The 23,178-nt window shown below is 42.7% G+C and carries 22 protein-coding genes and 1 pseudogene; 19 read left to right on the top strand and 4 right to left on the bottom strand.

All coding sequences use genetic code 11. The annotated features are described in order from the left end of the window. Positions 1–69 precede the first annotated feature (69 nt). The 8 genes from AC58P7_RS26675 (at position 70) to AC58P7_RS26640 (ending at position 6,888) form a co-directional block, all read left to right on the top strand. Positions 70–609, top strand: a complete 540-nt coding sequence (locus tag AC58P7_RS26675; RefSeq protein ID WP_497348401.1) for an NAD(P)H-dependent oxidoreductase — start codon at positions 70–72, stop codon at positions 607–609. Continuing rightward, the gene (locus AC58P7_RS26670; RefSeq protein WP_497348399.1) at positions 609–1,241 is read left to right on the top strand and encodes a DsbA family oxidoreductase; all 633 of its coding nucleotides are present in this window, start codon (positions 609–611) and stop codon (positions 1,239–1,241) included. Before AC58P7_RS26675 ends, AC58P7_RS26670 begins: the two co-directional genes overlap by 1 nt. A gap of 212 nt (positions 1,242–1,453) precedes the next feature. Then, positions 1,454–2,197, top strand: coding sequence for an SDR family NAD(P)-dependent oxidoreductase (locus tag AC58P7_RS26665; RefSeq protein WP_497348397.1), 744 nt, complete (start codon positions 1,454–1,456; stop codon positions 2,195–2,197). 60 nt (positions 2,198–2,257) lie between these two features. Continuing rightward, complete coding sequence (locus tag AC58P7_RS26660; RefSeq protein WP_497348395.1) at positions 2,258–2,581, top strand: NIPSNAP family protein; 324 nt, start codon at positions 2,258–2,260, stop codon at positions 2,579–2,581. A gap of 105 nt (positions 2,582–2,686) precedes the next feature. Then, positions 2,687–3,763 (top strand): NAD(P)H-dependent flavin oxidoreductase, encoded by a 1,077-nt coding sequence (locus AC58P7_RS26655; RefSeq protein WP_497348393.1) that lies wholly within the window; start codon positions 2,687–2,689, stop codon positions 3,761–3,763. Between the two features lie 70 nt (positions 3,764–3,833). Beyond that, entirely contained in the window at positions 3,834–4,070 is a 237-nt protein-coding gene (locus AC58P7_RS26650) for a tautomerase family protein (RefSeq protein WP_497319598.1), read from the top strand. A 140-nt stretch (positions 4,071–4,210) separates the two neighbouring features. Next, positions 4,211–5,728, top strand: a complete 1,518-nt coding sequence (locus tag AC58P7_RS26645) for a spore germination protein (protein WP_497348391.1) — start codon at positions 4,211–4,213, stop codon at positions 5,726–5,728. Further along, complete coding sequence (locus AC58P7_RS26640) at positions 5,725–6,888, top strand: Ger(x)C family spore germination protein (RefSeq protein ID WP_497348389.1); 1,164 nt, start codon at positions 5,725–5,727, stop codon at positions 6,886–6,888. The genes AC58P7_RS26645 and AC58P7_RS26640 overlap by 4 nt, the downstream gene beginning before the upstream one ends. A gap of 233 nt (positions 6,889–7,121) precedes the next feature. Here the strand turns inward: AC58P7_RS26640 and AC58P7_RS26635 are convergent, their stop codons facing one another. The 4 genes from AC58P7_RS26635 to AC58P7_RS26620 form a co-directional block, all read right to left on the bottom strand. Next, a complete protein-coding gene (locus AC58P7_RS26635; RefSeq protein WP_497348387.1) occupies positions 7,122–8,222 on the bottom strand; it encodes a GerAB/ArcD/ProY family transporter in 1,101 nt (366 codons plus the stop codon). Positions 8,223–8,238: 16 nt separating this feature from the next. Continuing rightward, on the bottom strand, positions 8,239–9,339 hold the full coding sequence (locus AC58P7_RS26630) for a GerAB/ArcD/ProY family transporter (RefSeq protein WP_497348385.1): 1,101 nt from the start codon (positions 9,337–9,339) through the stop codon (positions 8,239–8,241). A gap of 39 nt (positions 9,340–9,378) precedes the next feature. Further along, entirely contained in the window at positions 9,379–10,479 is a 1,101-nt protein-coding gene (locus AC58P7_RS26625) for a GerAB/ArcD/ProY family transporter (RefSeq protein ID WP_497348383.1), read from the bottom strand. Positions 10,480–10,700: 221 nt separating this feature from the next. Next, positions 10,701–11,570 carry a LysR family transcriptional regulator gene (locus tag AC58P7_RS26620; RefSeq protein ID WP_497348381.1) on the bottom strand — a complete coding sequence of 290 codons (870 nt, stop codon included), beginning with the start codon at positions 11,568–11,570 and terminating at the stop codon, positions 10,701–10,703. A gap of 134 nt (positions 11,571–11,704) precedes the next feature. On the opposite strand from AC58P7_RS26620, the gene AC58P7_RS26615 reads away from it, so the two are divergent. The 11 genes and pseudogenes from AC58P7_RS26615 to AC58P7_RS26565 all read left to right on the top strand — a co-directional run bounded on the left by AC58P7_RS26615 (position 11,705) and on the right by AC58P7_RS26565 (position 23,058). Beyond that, on the top strand, positions 11,705–12,874 hold the full coding sequence (locus AC58P7_RS26615) for a YbfB/YjiJ family MFS transporter (RefSeq protein ID WP_497348379.1): 1,170 nt from the start codon (positions 11,705–11,707) through the stop codon (positions 12,872–12,874). A gap of 132 nt (positions 12,875–13,006) precedes the next feature. Then, entirely contained in the window at positions 13,007–13,576 is a 570-nt protein-coding gene (locus tag AC58P7_RS26610) for a TetR/AcrR family transcriptional regulator (protein WP_497348377.1), read from the top strand. Positions 13,577–14,004: 428 nt separating this feature from the next. Beyond that, positions 14,005–15,576 carry a putative bifunctional diguanylate cyclase/phosphodiesterase gene (locus AC58P7_RS26605; RefSeq protein ID WP_497348375.1) on the top strand — a complete coding sequence of 524 codons (1,572 nt, stop codon included), beginning with the start codon at positions 14,005–14,007 and terminating at the stop codon, positions 15,574–15,576. Positions 15,577–15,714: 138 nt separating this feature from the next. Next, positions 15,715–16,941 (top strand): sensor histidine kinase, encoded by a 1,227-nt coding sequence (locus AC58P7_RS26600; RefSeq protein WP_497348373.1) that lies wholly within the window; start codon positions 15,715–15,717, stop codon positions 16,939–16,941. Beyond that, complete coding sequence (locus tag AC58P7_RS26595; protein ID WP_497348371.1) at positions 16,938–17,600, top strand: response regulator; 663 nt, start codon at positions 16,938–16,940, stop codon at positions 17,598–17,600. The genes AC58P7_RS26600 and AC58P7_RS26595 overlap by 4 nt, the downstream gene beginning before the upstream one ends. Positions 17,601–18,034: 434 nt before the next feature. Next, the gene (gene msrA, locus AC58P7_RS26590; protein WP_497348449.1) at positions 18,035–19,087 is read left to right on the top strand and encodes a peptide-methionine (S)-S-oxide reductase MsrA; all 1,053 of its coding nucleotides are present in this window, start codon (positions 18,035–18,037) and stop codon (positions 19,085–19,087) included. Between the two features lie 399 nt (positions 19,088–19,486). Beyond that, the gene (locus tag AC58P7_RS26585; protein ID WP_497348369.1) at positions 19,487–20,026 is read left to right on the top strand and encodes an NAD(P)H-dependent oxidoreductase; all 540 of its coding nucleotides are present in this window, start codon (positions 19,487–19,489) and stop codon (positions 20,024–20,026) included. Between the two features lie 14 nt (positions 20,027–20,040). Further along, positions 20,041–20,142: pseudogene (locus AC58P7_RS26580) on the top strand (NAD(P)H:quinone oxidoreductase, type IV); the annotation flags it as partial. 40 nt (positions 20,143–20,182) lie between these two features. Further along, a complete protein-coding gene (locus AC58P7_RS26575; RefSeq protein ID WP_497348367.1) occupies positions 20,183–20,920 on the top strand; it encodes an SDR family NAD(P)-dependent oxidoreductase in 738 nt (245 codons plus the stop codon). Between the two features lie 550 nt (positions 20,921–21,470). After that, positions 21,471–21,956: a MarR family winged helix-turn-helix transcriptional regulator gene (locus tag AC58P7_RS26570; protein WP_497348365.1), complete on the top strand. Its 486-nt coding sequence runs from the start codon at positions 21,471–21,473 to the stop codon at positions 21,954–21,956. Between the two features lie 43 nt (positions 21,957–21,999). Further along, positions 22,000–23,058, top strand: a complete 1,059-nt coding sequence (locus AC58P7_RS26565) for an LLM class flavin-dependent oxidoreductase (RefSeq protein WP_497348363.1) — start codon at positions 22,000–22,002, stop codon at positions 23,056–23,058. Positions 23,059–23,178 lie beyond the last annotated feature (120 nt).

Here is a 23,178-nt window from a genome sequence, read left to right as displayed (position 1 = left end):
TCATGTAGGAAACCTGTCCGTAAATTAAAAAAGATTTCTAAAAAACTATGATGAAATGGAGCAATTAAAATGAAAACATTAGTAATCGTTACTCACCCGAACATCGAGGCATCCAATTGGAATAAAGCATGGGTGGAGGAATTGCAAAAGCATGACGATATCACGATTCATGAATTATATAAAGCATACCCAGACGAGAATATCGATGTTGCTAAAGAGCAGCAATTGATTGAAGCGCATGACCGTATTATTTTTCAATATCCGCTTTATTGGTACAGCACACCGCCATTACTCAAAAAGTGGTTTGATTCTGTATTGCTATACGGCTGGGCTTATGGTCCGGATGGCACTAAAACAGCAGGAAAAGAAATCGGTGTTGCGATCTCGACCTATGGTACGGAAGAGTCGTATCAAGCTACCGGGTTCAATCGCTTTACCCTGCGAGAAATATTGCGACCTATAGAAGCACTGGCTCATTTTATTAGTGCCTCTTATCTGCCTCCCTTTTCACTAAGCGACACTTCTATCGTTACGGATGAACGATTAGCACAGAGCAGTATCGATTACATTAATCATATTAAAACAGTAAAGCCAGTTGTGGTGGACTAATGAAAGACTTGATCATTGATGTTTATATGGATACGATGTGTCCCTGGTGTCGTATGGGAACTAGCAGTCTGCGAAGCGCTTTGAAACAATTGCCAGAAGGCACTAAGGCAACCGTTCGTTGGCATGCTTTTCAGATAAACCCTGGCATTCGTCCTGAAGGAGAAGATTATCGCCAGGTTATGATGGGCAGGTTAGGCGGGGTTCCTCAATTCGAAGCAAGAATGAGGCAGTATAATGAAACCGGTGCTCATTTCGGTCTTACATTTAAAATGGATACTGTGAAATATACACCGAATACTACCTTATCTCATCAGTTAATAGCTATTACGCCAGAGAACTTGCAAGAGCAATTGATTGAGAAGATATATACGGCTTATTTTGAAAATGGCATCGATATCGGTAATGTGGATGAACTTGTGGAAATAGCAAGAGCAAACGGGATCACTGATGATGCTGCTGAACTCAAAATGCGGCTTATTAAAGGCGATGGGATTGAAAAGGTTGAATTAGGACAGCGCAACGCGGAAAAGCTGGGAATCAGAGGGGTGCCTTACTTTGTCATCAACGAGAAGGTCAGCCTATCTGGTCTACAATCTCCTAGTGAATTTATAAGCGTGTTTGAGAATAGTTAAGCTGCTGCAATGGCTCGCCATGGACTTTCCCATTGTTCCTAGAATATAGACTTCCTGGGATTAGATATTTGAATTTGAGATACTCAATATCAGTATTCTGTATTATTAAGGATAACAAAATCATTGTATGCTGAATTAGCAGATCAGAAGGCCTGATATTTTTCAAATATAAACTACCTTTTAATAGCTAGATAATAAAGGAGAATGGTGAAATGAATATTCAAGATAAAGTAATAGTCATTACAGGTGGAAGCAGCGGTATTGGGAAAGCAACGGCAATTGAACTGGTGAAACGAGGAGCCAATGTAGTCATCAGTGGCCGCCGCGAACAAGCGTTGGTAGAGGCTGCACGAGAGGTCGATCCGACAGGCGCGCATGTCGCATATGTTGCCGGCGACATTTCAGATCCCCAAATAGCTGAACGCTTAATCGGCGAAGCACTTTTGCGCTTTGGACGTATCGACACACTGGTGAACAGTGCCGGCATTTTTATAGCGAAATCATTCACGGACTTCACTGAAGCGGATTTTGAATCGATACTGTCGATCAATGTGGTAGGATTCTTCCAAGTTACTCAGCGTGCGCTGACCGAGATGCTGAAGGCGGGTTCCGGCCATATCGTCAACATCACGGCAAGCGGAGGCGCAGAGCAAGCTCTTAAAGCCGTGCCATCCGTACTTACCGCACTGACCAAAGGAGGCCTGAACGCGGCAACGAAATCGTTGGCGATTGAGTATGCGGACAAGGGCATTCGTGTGAACGCAGTCGCGCCAGGGGTCATTAAGACGCCGATGCATGCGGTTGAGACACATGAATATTTGGCTCAATTGCACCCAGTGGGACGAATGGGCGAGGCTCAGGATATTGTTGACGCCATTGTGTATCTGGAATCCGCACAATTCGTGACCGGAGAGATTCTTCATGTCGATGGCGGTCAAAATGCCGGACAGTGGTAAGCCGTAAATAAAATTTTGAATACGGACAAATACTGAATTCAGAAAAGGAGGATGGCGTTTATGCTGTACGAACTGCGGATTTACCAAGTGGTTCCCGGCCGCATGCAAGCGATACTGGATCGGTTTCGGGATGATACGATAAGAATTTTTGCTAAGCATGACATGAAGGCAACGAATTTTTGGGTGGACGCGGACGAAACGCAAGAACGGTTGTATTACGTACTCGAGCATCCAGACGCGGCATCACGTGAACGGAACTTCCAAGCCTTTCTAGAAGATTCAGAATGGCTGGAGCTTAAGGATAGAACCGAACAAAACGGTCCCCTACATGAGAAAATCGATATTGTCTATATGAAAAACGCGCCGTTTTTCCAAATGGATTAAAAACACGTCCCGATGAGCCATTGGAGCCTAGTAAACTGGCATTCTCGATTCTCTCAACGCCGGAGAACTACCACAGGATAATTAAGGTAACGTAAGAGGAGGAAGATGAATATGAAACTTGACACAGAACTTTGTCACATTTTTAATATTCGTTACCCAATCTTCTTGGCGGGCATGGCAGGAGGACCTGGAACAGTCAGCTTGACTGCGGCCGTATCCAATGCGGGTGGGCTTGGCACGCTGGGAGCCGCTTATATGGAGCCCGAAGCGATCCGCAGTGCGATTCGTGACATTCGTAAGTTAACGAATGCTCCCTTTGGAGTGAATTTATTTTCTATTCGGGCTAGAGATGACAATACGAGAACCGGAGAAGTTCAACGGGAATTGAATGATATGCGAAATAAACTTGGATTACCACAGGTCTCGGGAGAAGCCGTGCGGACACCAGATCATTTCGAGCAACAATTCACCGTTTTACTGGAGGAAAAAGTCCCGGTTATCAGCACGGCGTTTGGCGTACTTCCTGCACATATGATTGAGCTAGCCAAAGCAGCCGGCATTCGAATTGTCGCAATGGTGACGACGGTCAATGAAGCGCTCCTTGCTGAACAGGCGGGATGCGACGCGATTGTGGCTCAGGGCAGCGAGGCTGGGGGGCATCGTGGGACATTTGACATCTCCAATCGTCCCATGGGTGCTAATATCGGCACAATGGCCTTAGTGCCGCAAATTGTTGACCGTGTTCATGTTCCGGTAATTGCGGCAGGAGGGATTATGGATGGCCGCGGGCTTGTCGCCGCCCTCGCACTTGGGGCACAGGGTGTGCAGATGGGAACGCGCTTCCTGACTTCGGTTGAATCGGGAGCGCATATCTCGTATCAGCAAAAACTGCTTGCCAGCACCGAGGAGAGCACAGTGATCACGAACGTCTTTTCCGGTCGTCCGGCCAGAGGGGTTGCTAACGAATTTATCGAAATCTGGGATAAGAGCAGGTTAGAGCCGCTTCCGTTCCCTACTCAAAATACCGCGACTAGAGATATTAGAACTGCTGCGGCCAAGCAAAATAATCCCGATTACATGTCTTTGTGGGCAGGACAAGGTTTGCGGATGCTTACTTCTGGCCAAAGTGCAGAGAGTATCGTGCAAGAAACTATCAGTCAAGCGCAAATTATTCTCTATTAAATAAAATGGGTTAAAAACGGTTTAGGACAGTAATAACTAAACATAACATTCCGAATGGGGGAGAATATCCATGCCAATCGTTACGATCCAAGTGACCCGTGAGGGTACCGCACCAGATCGTCAGTCTGTCACGGCCGAAGAAAAGGCGGCGCTCATTAAAGGGGCCAGCGAGCTTCTGCTCAACGTTCTGAACAAGCCGTTAGAATCTACCTTCGTAGTTATCGAAGAGGTTGATACCGAGAATTGGGGTTGGGGAGGACTACCTGCGTTGGAATATCGCCGGCAGCTTGCCGCTAAGATGAAGTAATTACTTTAATATCTTTTTAATCGAACCCAGTGCCAACACGGCACTGGGTTCGATTTGTATAAGGAGCGTCTTTATTCATCGCATATGTTTTACTCCAGTTGGAATAATAGCAGTGACTGTATCAATCAGGAGGAGTTTTCATGAGATGGTATATAAGAGGTAAAGATACATTCAATAATTATGAAAATCTTCCTAAAATGAAAAGCGATAACCTGGAGGAAGACAATAATAATGAGTTTACATCGGATATCGAGCAAAACGAAAAGATTTTAAAAGAAACATTTCAGGATTGTTCTGACTTGGAATTCCGAAGGATAGAAGGTAACCATAACCTTCAAGGGCTCATTGTTTACATAGATAATTTGATTGATACCAAAATGCTCGATGAGCATGTAATTAAACCAATGCTCACGGGCGTAACAAATGATAAATTTCCGAAGGAAGCAGGAGATCTCCTAAGTGAGATGATCTCCGTTGGAACCACGAATAGCTCTACAAAAGTATCGGAAACCATTCGTAACCTATTAGAGGGTTATGCCGCCATTCTAATGAAAGGCAGCAGCAATGTGATAACGGTCTCAATTCCCGGTTTATCTAAAAGAAGTATTGAAGAAGCGTCATCCGAGCCGGTTATACGCGGCCCAAGGGACGGCTTCATTGAACATATTTCAACAAACATTAGTCTGATACGTACCAGACTCAAAACGCCAAAATTAAAGGTAGAATATATTACCCTAGGAGAGCTGTCCAAGACTCGAATAGCCATTACATACCTAAAGGGTATTGTGCAGGAAACATTAGTTGACGAAGTTAGAACAAGATTGAATTCCATACAAGTGGACGGTGTACTTGATTCAGCGTATATCGAAGAATTTATTGAGGATCAACCGTTTTCACCATTTCCCCAAGTCCACAACACAGAACGTCCGGATGTGGTGGCTGCTGAATTGCTTGAAGGAAAAGTAGCCATTCTTGTGGATACTACCCCATTTGTCCTTATTGTTCCGATGACGTTCTGGGCAGGACTTCAGGCAAGTGAAGATTACTATACTCGTTGGCCAGTCGCTACTTTTGTTCGATGGATTCGATTCCTCTTTATCAATTTAGCGATATTTGCACCTCCGCTGTATGTAGCTATTACGACCTTCCATCAGGAAATGATACCCACTAATCTTGTGCTGAGTATTGCTGCCTCGAGGGAAGCCGTTCCCTTTCCTGCGATGATTGAAGCTTTTCTAATGGAAGTCATATTTGAAGCTCTGCGGGAAGCCGGAAATCGTCTGCCTAAACAGATAGGCCCAACCATAAGTATCGTTGGAGGTTTAGTCATTGGCCAGTCATCGGTTCAAGCGGGATTAATATCTGCTCCAGTAGTCATTATCGTGTCCATCACTGGCATTTCGGCGTTTACGATTCCTCGATATAGTTTTGGAAATGGGATCCGATTACTTCGTTTTCCAATGTTATTCTTAGCGGGGACACTGGGCCTTTATGGCATTGTTCTAGGATTGATAGGCATCATATTACACGTAACCTCCCTTCGTTCCTTCGGAGTACTTTATTTTTCTCCAGTCTCTCCGCTTAAGTTGACAGGCTTGAAGGATGTTTTGATAAGGATACCGATTTGGGCGAAATTTCGATCGGGGGTTAAGAGATGAGAAGACTAAAATATATGATTCTTCTCGTAGTTGTCTTTATTAGCGGGTGTTGGGATCGTACGGAAATGAATGATCTTGCATTTGTCACGGGTACTGCGATGGACCTGACGGACGACGGCAACCAGCTATGTACCCTTCAAATCGCAACGCCATCTACTGGAGGAGGAATGAGTGGCGGAGGGAGCGGCAACAAATATAATTTTTTCGTTATATCCGCAGAAGGAAAGAGTGGAAATGAAATTCATCAAAAACTTCAGAAGAAAAGCTCACGTAAATTGTTCTACTCTCATCGCAGCGTTGTATTTATTAGTGAACGTTTAGCTAAGCATGGAATTGAAGGTGTACTGGATATCTTTACGCATGACCCAAGAAATCGCTTAAAGACTTATATCATGGTTGTTAAAGGGAATGAAGGGCAGAATATTCTGCAAATGAATTATCCTTTAAAACAAGTACCAATCGAAGCAGTGAGGGAAATGGAAAATTCAGGAGATGATTTAGCAGTAACATTGAAGGATTTTTTTATTTCGTCTGAAAGTGAGGGTGTTCATCCCGTCGTAGGGGTAATTGAACCCGATATCCACTCCAAAGATCCACATAAGCAACTATTTAGGTTAGCGGGCGCCGGAGTTTTTAAAGATTTAAAATTATCCGGTTTATTAGATATAAATGAAACATTGGGGCTGATGTGGGTGACGGACAAGCTGAAGTTCGGTCGAATCACGGCAAATTTACCCAAAGGTAATGGGGAAGTTGGGATGTTGATAACCCATGCTGATCGCAAAATCATTACGCAGACTGGGCATGATGCTGTACAATTTAAGATTAAATTGGAAGGTGAAGGAAGTTTGGCCGAGAATAATTCCGGTCTGGATATCAACGAACCGAAGAATTTGAAGCTAATAACAAAAGCGCTGGAAGATGCAGCCAAGAAACTAGTACAAGATGTTATATTTAAAATCCAAAAGAAATATAAAGTGGATAGCGTGGGCTTTGGCCAAGAAATTTATAAGCATAACCCTGAAAAGTGGGCAAATCTGAAAAATCAATGGGATACTCGGTTTCCAGAGGCAGATATATCGGTTGAAGTTAACCTGATAATAAAAGGAGAGGGAATGGTACATTCTTCCTTCGAATTGAAAGAAAAGGAGTCCGAATAATGATCCTGCAAATATCTACTTTTGTTATTTTCACGTTGGGTTGGTCTTGCTATAGAGTTAAGATGTTTCTAAATAAAAAACAGCCTAAAGTGGCTATTATATATAGTTGTTTGATGGGATTATGTTTGATTCTAGGCTCTTTATTATTTGCCCATGTTCAAATACCAAGCACAACAGCTCCTGTGAGATTCATTTTTGAACCCATCGGAAAAGTCATTTTAAAACAATGAAATCTAAACCTTTGACTTCCTCCAGCGCCTCTTTATCGTATCAATCATTAGAAGTGTAAGGGGTATAATGGATTGCGTAAAAAATGCATAACTTGGATAAGAATTTCTAAGATAAGTATTCAATGCACTGGAATATAAATTAAAAACCGAAACCGATCCTATCACTGACAAAATCGTTAAAGGGAATACAAAGTCTTTGTAATTTCTAATGTTAAAAAGATGGCATACACTTAGACTTATAAGAAAGAAGACGAGAGATACTTTAATAAAGGTACCCATAACCCATATAGCCACCCCTAAAGCTTCCAAGCGCTCAAAGCTTCCTTGTATACCTACATACCGAACTACGTCTAACACGGGAAAACTCAATTTTTCCGCTAACGGCCCGAAGATCATAATCAGAGGTATAACCGTAATGCAGAGAAGACCAGCGATAAGCAACAATGCGATGAACGAAACTTTGGTTGCTTTCTTCGGTTGATTCAAATAAGGAAGAAGCCACCCCAAAATAAAAAATTGACTTAAGTAAGCGACTGGGAATAGGGTCCCCTGAAGGACTGGGACCATTCCTTGACTCATCACAGGAAGTAGCCGCTCCGGATCAGATTCTGCCAGCATGAGTATCAAGAGTGGAAGCAACAAAGCAAGGATGAGTAAGGAAATGAATTGACTACTTCTTGCGATAGATTCGATACCCATATAGGCTGCTAAACCGCATAAGAGTGCCAACGTTAGACTGACAACGATAGCAGGAGTTCTCATGTACAGAACGGTATTTATAAACTGTACGTGTTGATTAAGAATGATGAAATCAAAATTAATCCAGTAATAAATAAGATAACATCCTAAGCATTTTCCAGGCCAATTCCCTATGATTTGAGTGCTGTACTGTATAATCGTTAGACCCGGGTAGCGATTCGACAATATGATCATCGCCCAAATCGTTAATGCCCCGATCAAGACAGCAGGAAAAACCGTTATCCATCCATCTTGTTTGGAAATTTTCAACAACGCACTCGGCATGATAAGAATGACGGTGGGAGCTATAAAGGAAAAAAGTAACAAACATAATTGAATTCCCGATACTTTTTCAGTGGACTCCATTCGCGTTCTCCTTCATCTAAAGCACTGACTTCCTCCAGCGCCTCTTTATCGTATCAATGATTAGAAGTGTAAGGGGTAAAATAAATTGTGTAAAAATGGCAAAACTTGGATAAGTATATTTAAGAAAAGTATTCAAATCAGTGGAATAAAATTTAAAAATCGAAACCGATCCTATCGCTCCCAAAATCGTTATAGGGAATACTATGTCCCTGTAATTTCTAATGTTAAAAAGCTGGCATACACTTAGACATATAATTAAGCAGGCGAGAGCATCTTTTACAAAGCAACCCATAACCCATATAGCCACCCCTAAAGCTTCCAAGCGTTCAAAGCTTCCTGTTATCCCTATATACCGAATTACTTCTAATACCGGAAATGTCAATTTTTCCGCTAACGTCCCAAAGATCATAGTCAGAGGTATAACCGTAATGCAGAGAAGACCTGTAATAAGCAACAATGCGATGAACGAAACTTTGGTTGCTTTCTTCGGTTGATTTAAATAAGGAAGAAGCCACGCCAAAATAAAAAAATGACTAAAGTAAGCGCTTGGGAATACGGACGCCTGAAGGACTGGAATCATTCCTTGACTCATCACAGGAAGGATCCGCTCCGAATCAGATTCCGCGAGCATGAGTATCAAGAGTGGAATCAACAGAACAAAGATGAGTAAGGAAATGTACTCATTAGATCTTGCGATAGATTCGATACCCATATAGGCTGCTATACCGCATAAGAGTGCCAACGTTAGACTGACAACGATAGCAGGAGTTCTCATGAGCAGAACGGTATTTATAAACTGTATATGTTGATTAAGAACGAGGAAATCAAAATTAATCCAGTAATAAATAAAATAACATCCTAAGCATTTTGCAGGCCATTTCCCTATGATTTGAGAGCTGTACTGCATAATCGTAAGACCCGGGTAGCGATTCGACAGTATGATCATCACCCAAATCGTTAATGACCCGATCAAGACAGCAGGAAAAATCGTTATCCATGCATCTTGCATTGCGAACTTTGACTCGAAACCCGGTATGATAAGAATGACGATAGGAGCTATAAAGGAAAAAAGTAACAAACATAATTGAGTTCCCGATATTTTTTCAGTGGACTGCATTCGCGTTCTCCTCAGAACAAATTTAAAACGACAAAAAATCTAAACCACTGACTTCCTCCAGCGCCTCTTTATCGTATCAATGATTAGAAGTGTAAGGGGTAAAATAAATTGTGTAAAAATGGCATAACTTGGATAAGTATATCTAAGAAGAGTAGTCAAATCAGTGGAATAAAATTTAAAAACCGAAACCGATCCTATCGCTCCCAAAAGCGTTATAGGGAATACAAAATCCCTGTAATTTCTAATGTTAAAAAGATGGCTTAGACTTAGACATATAATAAAGCAGGCGAGAGAATCTTTTACAAAACAGCCCAAAACCCATATAGCCATCCCTAAAGTTTCCAAGCGTTCAAAGCTTCCTGTTATACCTATATACCGAATTACTTCTAACACTGGAAAAGTCAATTTATCGGTTAACGGCCCAAAGATCATAATCAGAGGTATAACAGTAATGGAGAGAAGACCAGCGATAAGAAACAATGCGATGAACGAAACTTTGGTTGCTTTCTTCGGTTGGTTCAAATAAGGAAGAAGCCACCCCAAAATAAAAAATTGACTTAAGTAAGCGGTTGGGAATACGGACGCCTGAAGGACTGGAACCATTCCTTGACTCATCACAGGAAGGATCCGCTCCGATTCAGATTCCATGAGCATGAGTATCAAGAGTGGAATTAACAAAACAATGATGAGTAAGGAAATGTACTCATTAGATCTTGCAATAGATTCGATACCCATATAGGCTGCTATACCGCATATGAGTGCCAACGTTAGACTGACAACGATAGCAGGAGTTCTCATGAGTAGAACGGTATTTATAAACTGTATGTGTTGATTAAGAACGATGAAATCAAAATTAATCCAGTAATAAATAAGATAACATCCTAAGCATTTTGCAGGCCATTTCCCTATGATTTGAGAGCTGTACTGTATAATCGTAAGACCTGGGTAGCGATTCGACAATATGATCATCACCCAAAAAGTTAATAATCCGATCAAGGCAGCAGGAAAAATCGTTATCCATGCATCTTGCTTGGAGAACTTCGATTCCAAACCCGGCATGATAAGAATGACGATGGGAGCTATAAAGGAGAAAATTAACAAACATAATTGAGTTCCCGATATTTTTTCAGCGGACTTCATTCGCGTTCTCCTTCAGAGCAGATTCTCTCCAAGTATTCCCTTCTTAACATCTTGTATACAGTTGGCAAGCAATCCGGGAATGGATAAAGTACCCTCTCGTGGTTAGGAAATATAAGAGCAGCCCCATTGCCAACACGGCACTGGGGCTGCTCTTATTCTTTCATATATGAAATTAATTTTGAATAATTCATGAGTTGAATAGATAATCCAATTCCAGTACTTTAGCTAAAATGGGCTCGCATCTCTGATAAGAAGGCTGACAATGCGGGCGTGATTAAAGCGTCTTTGCGCCTGATGAACACGGTTGTGACGATGGCATGCTTGCCGGGGATCGCATGGCAGCGGATCCGGCCTTGCTTTTCCGACTCGGTTATGATGGAACGCGGCAGAAGAGCAATGCCGAGGCCGGCGCCTACACAGCCTATAATCGTTTCAATCGATCCGAATTCCATCAGCTTAACGGGCAATATGCCTTCATCATGGAGCAGCTGATTTAATTTTGCTCGGTAGGAACAGCCGTTGTGGAATACGAGAAGCGTAGACAGCTGCACATCATGGATGGAATTAACAGGCGGATGGGAGACTGAGGTGACAAGTACCAGCTCCTCATCAATGACGTTTTCCTGAACCAAATCGGGATGCTCCACGGGACCGGCCACGAATGCTCCATTCTGCTCATAATGAAGAACGGCATGAATGTGCTTCTCGGAAGTACCGGTAATTAAAGAGAAGTCGACCGCCGGATATTCGGTATGATACTTGGTAAGCAGCGTAGGCAGCCTAACGGCGGCGGTTGTTTCCAGAGACCCGATATGAAGCGGCCCTGTTGGAACGGAGGAGTCTCCGACGGCCAATCTGGCTTCCTGAATGACATGCAATATTTTCTCCGCATAGGAAACAAGGATTTGACCGGAAGGGGTAAGCGTAATACCCCGATTGTGGCGGTAAAAAAGCTGAGTCTGCAAATCGGTCTCCAGCTGTTGAATCTTATGGGTGACGTTGGATTGGGCAAAGTTTAATTTATGAGCCGCTTTAGAAATGCTACCTTCGTGCGCCGTGGTAAAAAACACTTTGAGCAACTGAATATCCATATAGACCTCCTGTATATTTAGATTTAGACATCTGAATTTAAGATATTTAATATCACTATTCTGTATTATACATGATAACAGGAATCATTGTATGATCAATGAACAGACGAGGGTAAAAACAGGAGGGATAGCGAATGGAGAGAAGGACGTTGATCGTTTTACTCGGGGGCATAGCAGCATTAATGGTGGCTATGGGAATCGGAAGGTTCGCCTTTACGCCTATCCTCCCGATGATGATGGATCACCATCTGTTCTCCGTCGCGGGTGCGGGTTATCTGGCTTCAAGCAATTATTTAGGGTATTTGATTGGTGCGTTTGCTCTCACGTTGGTCCAGGTTAAAAGCCGATCCATGCTGCTGTTCGCCGGGTTAATCGTATGTATTGCTACCACATGGGGAATGGGTGTGTTCCACAACCTAGAGACCTGGCTCGTACTCCGGTTTTTATCGGGCCTTGCCAGCGCAATCGTTTTTGTCATCGCATCCAGCATCGTACTGGATCGTGTATCGGCGCTCCAAGCTGGAATATTCTACGGAGGCGTGGGAGCCGGCATTCTGCTGACCGGACTTTCAGTTCCGCTGCTTGCCCGAAACAGCGATTGGACCGAAGTATGGAAGGGCCTGGGACTGATCAGTCTGATCTTAGGTCTGACAGCCTGGTATTCGTTGCGGGACAGGCATACCGGTACGAAGACGTTAAGCTCTCCTCATGACCACGACCATCATCCTTCGGCCGTTCGGCGGGTCTTGATATGTTTGATGATTGCCTATGGCTTGGAAGGCTTGGGCTACATTGTTACCGGGACCTACCTTGTAGCTTTCGCCAAGTCGGTTTCGAACATCCCCAATATTGCGTCACTTAGTTGGATACTGGTTGGTATTGCCGCGACGCCTTCGTGCGTCGGTTGGTCGATGCTTGCCTCTCGATGGGGAAAAAAGTGGACATTGACCTTTGCCATGCTGCTGCAATCCATAGGCATTGCGATTCCAGTTCTTATTCCTTCTTCAACCGCCGTATTCGCAGGCGCCATTCTGTTCGGTGTAACCTTTATGGGGATAACGACGCTGTCCGTCGCTTTTGCCAAGGATTTATACCCGCAAAACAACCGAAAGATTATAGGGTTGCTGACCACCTTTTTTGGCTTGGGGCAAATAATCGGACCGCTTATTGCAGGTCTTTTGATATCGGGAAATGGGAGCTATCTCACCGCTTTAATCGGAGCGGCTTTCATCGTCTTCTTGGGGGCGCTTAGCTTGCCGTTGGGTATAGGCCGAAGCGACCGGCAGCTCAAACAAGCTAAATGATAATGGTTTGAGGTTTGACACGGCCAGAATTAATGAAGGATTCTCTCGTCTTGAGCTACCAAGACTTTCGGTTTTTGAAGAAGCACGCAAGGTTAGTTGACAACGCTATCTACTAAAAGGTAGAATTAAAACATGACTAAAACTAAAAATACAGCAGAGGCTATTTTGGATACTGCTCAGTCGATTGTTCAGGATGTCGGGTTTAACGGATTTAGCTATGCACACATTGCAGAAAAAGTAGGGATACGGACTGCCAGTATTCATTACCATTTCCCAAACAAGGAGGATTTAGGAGAAGCGCTGATTGCACGGTATCACAGAAATTTTATTTCTGCAATTACTCAAATCGATACCGAGACACAGAACAATTTGGAAAAGCTGCGTAAATTCACTTTACTTTACGGTGGCCCTGTTCAAGATTATAGTACTTGTCTGGGCGTCATGATTTCTACTGACTTAGCTACTTTATCTGGTAAGACACGAGAAGGGCTAGCTCAGCTTTTCACCGCTAATTTAGAATGGCTGGAACGAGTGTTGGATCAGGGGCGGCGTGAAGGGCATCTAAACTTTGAAGCTGCCGCGGATGTGCAAGCCCATCAATTCCTTGCTTCGCTTCAAGGTGCGCAATTACTTGCAAGAAGTTTTCGGGATTTAAGTAGGTTTGACATGATTGCCGAAGGATTAATATCCGCTTTAACTTAAAAAAGAAGGCGGATATTATTTTTTTTGAATAATTTACATTTTTTTGATAAGTAGGGGATTTAACGGCAATGGAGCTGACTCTCAAGGTGGACAGCGAAATACTTCAAGCTTGATACATCATACAATAAAAATGAAAGGAGCTGCCGCGTCAGCTCCTTTCATTTTTATTGTACACCGTTTTTATTAGGGGTTCTTTTATAAGGCACCGATAAAGTATCCATTTAGACCTCTTGTACAAATAGGTATCTGATTTTGAGATACCGGATATCATTATTTTGGATTGTACATGATTTCAGGCATCATTGTATGATGAATGCGTGTGTACACTCTACTGACAGAAGTGCATCAGCATTCTGGGGTCTGTATGTGCAATTGTAGCATCGATAGGGTTACCCTGTGATGCAGCCATTAGGAGAAGGGGCAGTCATATGAATTCAGAACAACGTAAGATGCCTGAAATTGAGTTGGAAAACCTTATTTTGAGAATAAAAACCGACATTTTGTCACTCATCGTGTCTGGAGAGTCTCTAAACCGTATATTACATGAAATTGAAGAAAAAGGGAGGAACTACGTCCCAGGTTACATGGAAACCGCACGGAATGCACGCGGGGAATGGGGCAATCTCAGACCGGAACAGATGGAAATTGTCGCGGCCCTAAACGATCTAACCGATGTAGCCGTCCAACGGAAAGAAAAGGACAGAGAAATCAAAAGCTTGGCTTTCTACGACACCTTGACCGGATTGTCAAACCGGAGGCACTTTACGGATCGATTTGATGTAATGATTAATGAGCACAGACAAGAATCCCAAAAGCTCGGGTTGATTTTCATCGACTTGGATCATTTCAAATGGGTGAATGATTCTCTTGGCCACGATGCAGGGGATCGCCTGCTTATTCAAGCGGCGGAGCGAATCAAAGCAAGTGTCAGTCATGATTGGGTAGTTGCTCGGCTTGGAGGCGACGAATTTACGGTCATCGTGAACGATATTCAATCTGCAGAGGATGCAAGTAAGGTGGCTGAACGCATCATTGATTCCTTCAAAATCCCGGTGCTGCTGGACAATCACGAAATCCGTGTAACGCTCAGTGCCGGTATCAGCATATTTCCAGACCACGGAACGGCGGTCAGCAATTTGATGAAGAAAGCCGATAAGGCTATGTACCAAGCGAAGCAGTACGGTAGGAACCTTTGCGTCATGTATCAGCCTTCTAACGATGAGGGAAATGACAATCGTTTCTTGTTCAAATCCCAATTCGAATCTGCCTTGATCAAGCGGCAATTCATTCTGGAATATCAGCCGAGAATCGAGTTGGACACGGGGGAGATAAGCAGTCTGGAGGCGTTGGTGAGGTGGAATCATCCCGTAAAAGGGATCGTGGGACCGGTTGAATTTATTTCTTTGGCTGAGGAGACCGGTTTTATTGTGCCTCTCGGGGAATGGGTACTGCGAGAAGCGTGTATGCAAAATAAACGTTGGCTGCAGCAAGGGTTACCACCGGTTCGCGTTGCAGTCAACGTCTCTGCGAAACAATTCTGCCACAGCTCATTTTTGTATCGCGTAAAGGAAATATTAGAAGAATCTCAGTTGGATCCTACGTACTTGGAAATAGAAATTACCGAGAGCGCTCTAATGAAGGATGAAAAACATATCCTTTACACCCTGAAGGTGTTCAAAGATATGGGAATCTATGTCTCAATCGATGATTTCGGTACGGGATATTCTTCATTAAACTATTTAAAACATTTCACTGTAGATGCGTTAAAAATCGACCGCTCGTTTATCAAGGATTTGCCTAGAGACAAAGTGTTACCCAAAATGATTTTGTCTTTGGCGCGAAAGCTGAAGCTTCAAGTCATCGCCGAGGGTGTAGAAAACTATGCTCAGCATACATTTTTATTGAATAACGGCTGTCATCAAGCCCAAGGCTTTCTGTATTGCAAGCCCTTGCCTGCTTCCGCTGTGGAACGTTTATTAAATAAATCCTGGGGATGTTAAAGAGGAACATCATGATATGCCAATTCGACGAAAATATGAGGTATGAACACTTACGGCAATGGTGACATCTTTAAAGAAGAGAATGTCATGTCATCAAGAAATGAGTACATCGATTCTTTGTGAGGAGTGTAAGAGAAAATGCTCCAAGAAACGGATATAATAAGAAAGAGTCCCCTTTCATGGAGACTGTTTTTTGGGTTAAAGCTCGTTTTTGATTTAGCCCTAACAGGTATTTTTTATTTTGAAAATTCGATTGCGATTTTTTGGAGACTTAGTTTTATTGTCTTTTCATTGGTGGCTTTTCTTTTAGTTAACCACTACTACTCAATCATGAAAAAGCAACAAAATTGGCTTTTTCATCTCCTCATCATAGATTTCTTGGTATCTGCTTCTTATGGTTATGTCTATATCAGCGGGAATTTCCCGAATCACCTTTTTATTGGCATTACGGCTTTAGCTATTTTAATGTTTTTAAAGAATACCCGTATGCTCATCATCACATGTATATTGTTGCTGATCCTCTATATTGTTACGATGGGTAGTATTGATTGGTATTTATATAAACGATTTGACGAAATCAGCTATTTTATTACCTGTTCGTTTATTGTTTTCTCAGGTATTGTGTGCTGTTTAATTAATTTTTATCAAGGCGCACGCAGGGATACGATGCAGCTATATGCACAATTGATGCAATCCCATGAGCAACTGCAGGAATATTCACTTAAAACGGAAGAGTGGGCCGCAACTAGGGAAAGAGTGCGAATTGCGAGGGATATTCACGATACGGTAGGTCATAAACTGACGGCATTGTTAGTTCAAATGCAGGCAGCTCGCAAGCTAAGCAAGTTGGATTCATCACGCAGTGAACAAACCTATCTGGAATGTGAAGATTTAATTAGAGCTACTTTACAAGAGGTTCGACTTTCGGTAAGGGCTATTCGAGATGAACCTAGTAAATCGACTTCTTTGAATGATAGCCTTGCAAAGCTATCTGAGGAGTTTACCAAATTTGCAGAGGTTCAAACGATCTTTGAAGTGGATGGGATACCTGTCGCACTACCAGGCGATCTTCAATTAACTGCTTATCGAATTGTGCAGGAATCACTTACTAATGCTCGGAAACATGGACATGCGAAAAATGCAGTAATCTCGTTGTCCTATTCCGAAACCGGATTTTCACTTTCCATAAGTAATGATGGAGATATGCCTGTTGAACTGAAGCCAGGGTTTGGCCTAATTAATTTACAAGAAAGAGTGAGGGAGTGGAACGGAGAGGTGCATTTTAGGATGGATCATAAAATGGGCTTTGCTGTTGAAGTGAAATTCCCTTATTCTTCAACGGAAATGGAGCGTGTCAATAATTGAGGATTCTGATAGTTGACGATCAACGGCTCATGAGAGAGGGTCTCGCGACCATCATCGGTTTGGAACCTAATATGGAAGTGGTTGGAACTGCCGTTGATGGGAGAGATGCCTATACCAAAGCACTTGAATGGCGACCTGATGTCGTGTTGATGGATATTCGAATGCCAGGAATGGATGGCGTTGAAGGAGCTGAATTGATTCTCAAGCACTTTTCGGAGACCAAGGTATTGATTCTGACCACTTTCGATGACGCGGAATTAATCATGCAAGTTTTGGAGAAAGGCGTCCATGGATATTTATTGAAGGATATGCCATCGGAAGCGATCATAAGCGCTATTCAAACGGTATACAATGGAGGGACCGTATTTCAACCCGATATAACGGCAATGCTGTTAAAAGAGTTTAAAAAAATGTCGGAATGGAACCCGGATAAAGCATACACATTAAGTAAAAATGACCCTAATGGATTGGAATCTTTGTCCGAACGAGAGAAAGAAGTACTAGCTTTATTGGGTCAAGGATTAAATAATAAAGAAATTGCAGGCTTACTATTTATTACGGAAGGTACAGTGAAAAATCACGTTTCAAATCTCATTGCTAAGCTTGGGCTACGCGACAGAACACAAGCTGCAGTGTTTTCAGTTCGTCATTCCATATAATCAAAGGGCATGACTTTTGGCATAGGGCGTGAGATTTATCATGCTTTGGCGACCAAATGTTCTGCCTTTTTCTTTGTGAAAACATGACCTTCCACAGATTTGCTTCCGTTCTTTTCTTGTTAAAATCCAAGTGTAAGACATCGGAGGAGGATAGGAGCCTCTATTAAAAAAGGAGAGTGGATTTGATGCCAGTGAAAAAATCTAACTTGACGGTGCGATTAATCATTGTATTTCTTCTCATTATTTTATCTGTTGGATCTTTTTTTGAAATGAATTGTTTTTTGAACAACTAAGAGTGGGATGCACCATCCCAAATAAATACCACGGAGGTGAAAAGGAAATTGAATTTTAAAAAACGAAAATTAGTTGTCTTATCCATCGCCCTATTAGTCTTTATTGTTTATTCCTTTTACATTTCTTTTCACAAAAATGAAATGGCGAGGGCTCAGGAGGTTTTAACTACAGTTAATGAAAATTCGAGCACGCCTTACGAAACCGCTATTTTTGCTGGTGGTTGTTTCTGGAGTATGGAAGCTGTTTTCGAAAAGCTAGATGGTGTCTTGCGTGTTGAAAGTGGTTATACGGGAGGACATAAGGAAAATCCCACCTATGCAGAAGTGGGTTCTGAAAATACAGGACATCTCGAATCGGTGAAAGTTCGTTATAACCCGAATCAGATTACGTATGACAACCTCCTTCAAGTTTTCTGGAGAAATGTTGATCCTACGGATGCAGGCGGTCAATTCGTTGATCGTGGCAATGAATATCAATCTGCCATATTTTACAATAGTAATGAACAGAAAGAGTTGGCTGAAGCATCCAGAGATGCATTAGCAGCTTCAAAAAGGTTTGATAAACCGATTGTAACTAAGATTTTATTTGCATCCGTGTTTTACAAAGCTGAAGAGGAACATCAGGACTATTACAAGAAAAACCCAATCAGCTACAAGATAAATGAATTCGGCTCTGGTCGCGATACATTTTTGGATAAAACTTGGGGCAACGACCGGGTAGTGAAAATTCCAGCAAAGATAGGTTTGTATAAAGATTTTAATAAAAAGGAAAAGCTGAAATCACTGACTAAGCTCCAATACGATGTTACTCAGAATGATATGGACGAGCAGCCATTTAAAAACGAATATTGGGATAACATAGAAGAAGGTATTTACGTGGATATTGTTTCGGGTGAGCCTTTGTTTAGCTCAAAGGACAAATTTGATGCAGGTACGGGCTGGCCTAGTTTTACAAAACCTTTAGAGCCAAACAATATTATATTTAAAGAAAAATCTGGTTTTCTTTCGGTGACTACCCAGGTCAGAAGCCGTAATGCTGATTCTTTTCTAGGTGATGTGTTCAAAGACGGACCCCAACCAACAGGACTGCGATTCTGTATTAACTCTGCGGCCTTACAATTTGTACCGAAAACTGAACTTGAAAAAAGAGGATATGGCGCTTATGCCGAGCAATTTAACGGGCAGAAATTTTGAAAATGATTGGATAGAATAGACACTAAATAACAATAATCATAACATCAATCATCTGGGAATCATCTGGGCTATGCTGAAAGTACTGAAATAATCAAAAAGTAACGAACCATTTTACTCAATGGAGAAGGTGAAGGATGTTGTAGCAGGTAATTCAAGATAGGTTCAGAGAACATGTTATCGATAAAGCATGGTATGAAAGTGAAGCTATTTTGGGAAGATATTGATGAGGAAAATAACCGTCTCTATTATGTTGTCGAGCATGCCGATATGGAAATGCGTAACCTCAACTAGATCGTTTCCGCAACGCTGAATGGATTGAATTAAAACGAGAATAATTGAAAGCGTGCTGGAAATCCGTCGTAAATAAAAAACATATAACTATAAAAAGGAGCAACTAAAGTGAAAACATTAGTAATCGTGACTCACCCGAACATGGAAGCATCCCGCGTGAATAAAGCATGGGTGGAGGAATTGCAAAAGCATGGTGATGTTACAATTCATGAATTATACAAGGCTTACCCAGATGAAAGCATCGATGTTTCTAAAGAGCAGCAATTGATTGAAGCGCATGACCGGATTATTTTTCAATATCCGCTTTATTGGTACAGCACACCGCCATTACTCAAAAAGTGGTTTGATTCCGTATTACAATACGGTTGGGCTTATGGGCCTGAAGGCACTAAAACAGCAGGTAAGGAAATTGGCGTAGCTGTCTCGACATATGGTTCCGATGAATCTTATCAACCAACTGGATCCAATCGTTTTACACTGCAAGAAATATTGCTTCCAATTGAAGCTACAGCTCATTTTATCAACGCTTCTTATCTGCCTCACTTTACACTGAACGATATTTCTAACCTTAATGATGAACGATTGGCACAAAGTAAAGTCGATTACATTCGTTATGTTAAAAATGTAAAGCCAGTGGCGATTGGTTAAACAGTTACCGAAAGACAAAAAGATACAACTTGGGTGCGATTGTTGCAGCTCATGGATTTACTGATCCGTCGGTTGTAGGAGGTAATCCATACGGTACAAGTGTAACAGTGGATCGTTCATTATTTACCATAAATAAAACACGGGGAGAAATAACACTTGAGTAACCAAGGAAAAGTATTTGTGATAACTGGTGGAAGCAGTGGTCTTGGGAAAGCGATGGCGATTGAGCTGGTGAATCGAGGAGTGAATGTAGTCATCAATGGACGGCGCGAACAAGCGTTGGTTGAAGCCGCAAAAGAAATTGATCCCACAGGAAAGCAAGTTCGTTATGTTGCTGGTGATATTGCAGATCCTAAGATTGCACAGCGTCTAATCGACGAAGTTTTGGCTAACTATGGGCGCATCGATACGCTAATTAATAATGCCGGAATCTTCATGTCCAAACCTTTTACGGAGTATACAGAAGAGGACTTTACAACATATTTAACTACGAACGTCGTCGGCTTCTTCCATGTTACTCAACGCGCTGCGGCTGAGATGCTGAAACAAGGTACCGGGCACATCATTAACATCACGACGAGTCTGGTTGACCAACCGTCAGTTAACGTTCCTTCCGTACTTGCCTCATTGACAAAGGGCGGTCTGAAAGCTGCAACAAAATCACTTGCCATTGAGTATGCTTCCAGAGGTATCCGTGTGAATGCCGTTTCACCAGGGGTGATTAAAACACCAATGCATCCAGTTGAAGCTCACGATGCTCTAGCTAAACTGCATCCTATGGGAAGGATGGGCGAGTCGCATGATATCGTAGAAGCAGTTATATATCTGGATTCAGCTAACTTTGTAACTGGTGAAATCCTATATGTTGATGGCGGACAGAATGCTGGTCACTAAGCAAATGCAATATCGATGTGAAAATTAATATTGTGGAATAAAAGCTCTCCCAATAGGGTGGCAGCCCATTCATGGCTGCTGCCCTATTTGCATGCTTAATTTGCGAGCAAACAGCTGAAGGACTCCTTGTTGTAGGGAAATTTGGTTTGCGTTCTCTTTGCAGATGTTCCTACTTTTTACAAGTTGACAGATATAAACTCTAATATTAGAATAACTAATGTTAGGATATTAAGTTGTTGGAATAATATTAATAAGATATCTTTTCTGTGGACCCGATTGCTGCGGTTGGCGGAATCTGCGGTTTTTGTCCATTTGCGGCAAAAGGAGGAATCGGGCTTCATCCTCACCAGGGGTTTGAGATTATCTCATATGGCATTGCCGGTCAGGGCTTTCAAAGAGACACTCAGCACTGAAAGCAACCTTGGACAGAGTGATATTCAAGTGATGCAAGCGGGCTCGAGTATTCAACACGAGGAAAGCGTCCAAGCGGGTTACGAGGGTTTTCAAATTTGGCTTGAGCCTAGATAAGGCCAGAAAAGGGGGATGGAGAATGACTGAACACGATGCTGAGGGTAAGGAACTTGATTTAAAACTAATACGCGTAATAAGAAACATGGTCAAAGAGTTGTACGGGAGCTTAGAACGTGACATTGACAGCTATGGACTCAGTGGGGAGACCTTTCAAATTTTGGAGTTTCTTTATAATAAAGGACCGCAGCCCATCCAGAAAATAAGCGACACCTTCTCGATTCCAAGCGGGAGTATCACCTACGTGGTCGATAAGCTTGAGAAGAAGGGGTTCGTGGAACGACTCCCCATCCCGGGTGATCGACGAAAAACGAATGTGACATTGACTGCTGAAGGGCGGAGCTACTTTGATAATATCTTCCCAAGGCATGTCCAAACGATCTCCGATAATTTGTCCTTCGCAACGGACGGGGAGAAGCTCGAACTTATTCACGTGTTGAAGAAAATTGGGTATGGTATCAAGAATCGTGAAGGCAATACCAATAATGATGGATCAGATTCTTTTTGAAAGAAGGATTTTACTTAAATTTTGTATGTAGGGGGATTTGAAAATGGAAATAGGAATAGATACATTTGTCGAAACGACTCCGGATGTTAAAACGGGCAAGACAATTAGTCATGCGGAGCGGTTGCGTGAGGTTGTTGAAGAAATCGTCCTTGCCGATCAGGTTGGGTTGGATATATTTGGGGTCGGTGAGCATCATCGTAAGGAATTTGCGGATTCCGCTACTGTCGTTGTGCTGGCTGCAGCGGCGTCCATGACCAAAAGGATACGCTTAACCAGTTCGGTTACCGTGCTCTCTGCAGTTGATCCAGTACGTTTGTTTCAGCAATTTGCCACGCTCGATGGTATTTCAAATGGTCGTGCTGAGATTATCGCGGGTCGAGGCTCTATGGTCGATGCGTTTCCATTGTTTGGTTATGATTTAAAAGACTATGATGAGCTTTACGCGGAAAAATTGGAACTATTATTAAAATTAAGGGACTCGGAGAAGATATCCTGGAAAGGAAAGCATCGACCTGCCCTTACGAATCAGGGTGTGTATCCGCGTCCAGTTCAGAACCCTTTACCCGTGTGGCTTGGCAGTGGGGGTAATGCGCAATCTGTCATACGAGCAGGGGAACTGGGACTGCCTCTTGTTTTGGCGATCATTGGCGGGAGCCCCTTGCAATTTGCTCCGCTCGTGCCGCTCTATAAGAACGCTGCTACTCGTGCAGGACTTGATGCATCGAAATTAAAGATAGCCGTACACTCACTCGGGTTCGTTGCGGAGAGTACATCACTTGCGGCGGAAAAGTATTTCCCTCCCACTCAGGCAGTGTTTAATTCAATGAGTAAAGAGCGCGGTTGGGGACATTATAGCCGTTCACAATTCGATGCCTCATGCAGCCCAGAAGGCGCATTCTACGTAGGCGATCCCGAAACGGTGGCCAACAAAATTATTTATATGCAAAAACATTTAGGCTTCTCACGATTTTTCCTACATTTACCTGCCGGCACCATGCCACATGAGGATGTTATGAAATCCATTGAACTATTGGGTAAGGAAGTCGCACCGCGAGTTCGGGAAGAGGTCGCAAGATGGGAAGCCGACAATGAGGGAAGATGATCGGGGCGATTTTTACTCATTTTAAATTAAGGACAATGTAAAATAAATGATGATGCCAAGGCTGACCTGAAACGTAAAAATTCGGGTCGGCCTTTTTGGACGTTCAACCCCCCTACATCG

The organism is Paenibacillus sp. J22FR5, assembly GCF_059691975.1.
Note: the sequence above shows the minus strand (reverse complement) of the source record. Positions and strands in the feature narration are given on the sequence as shown.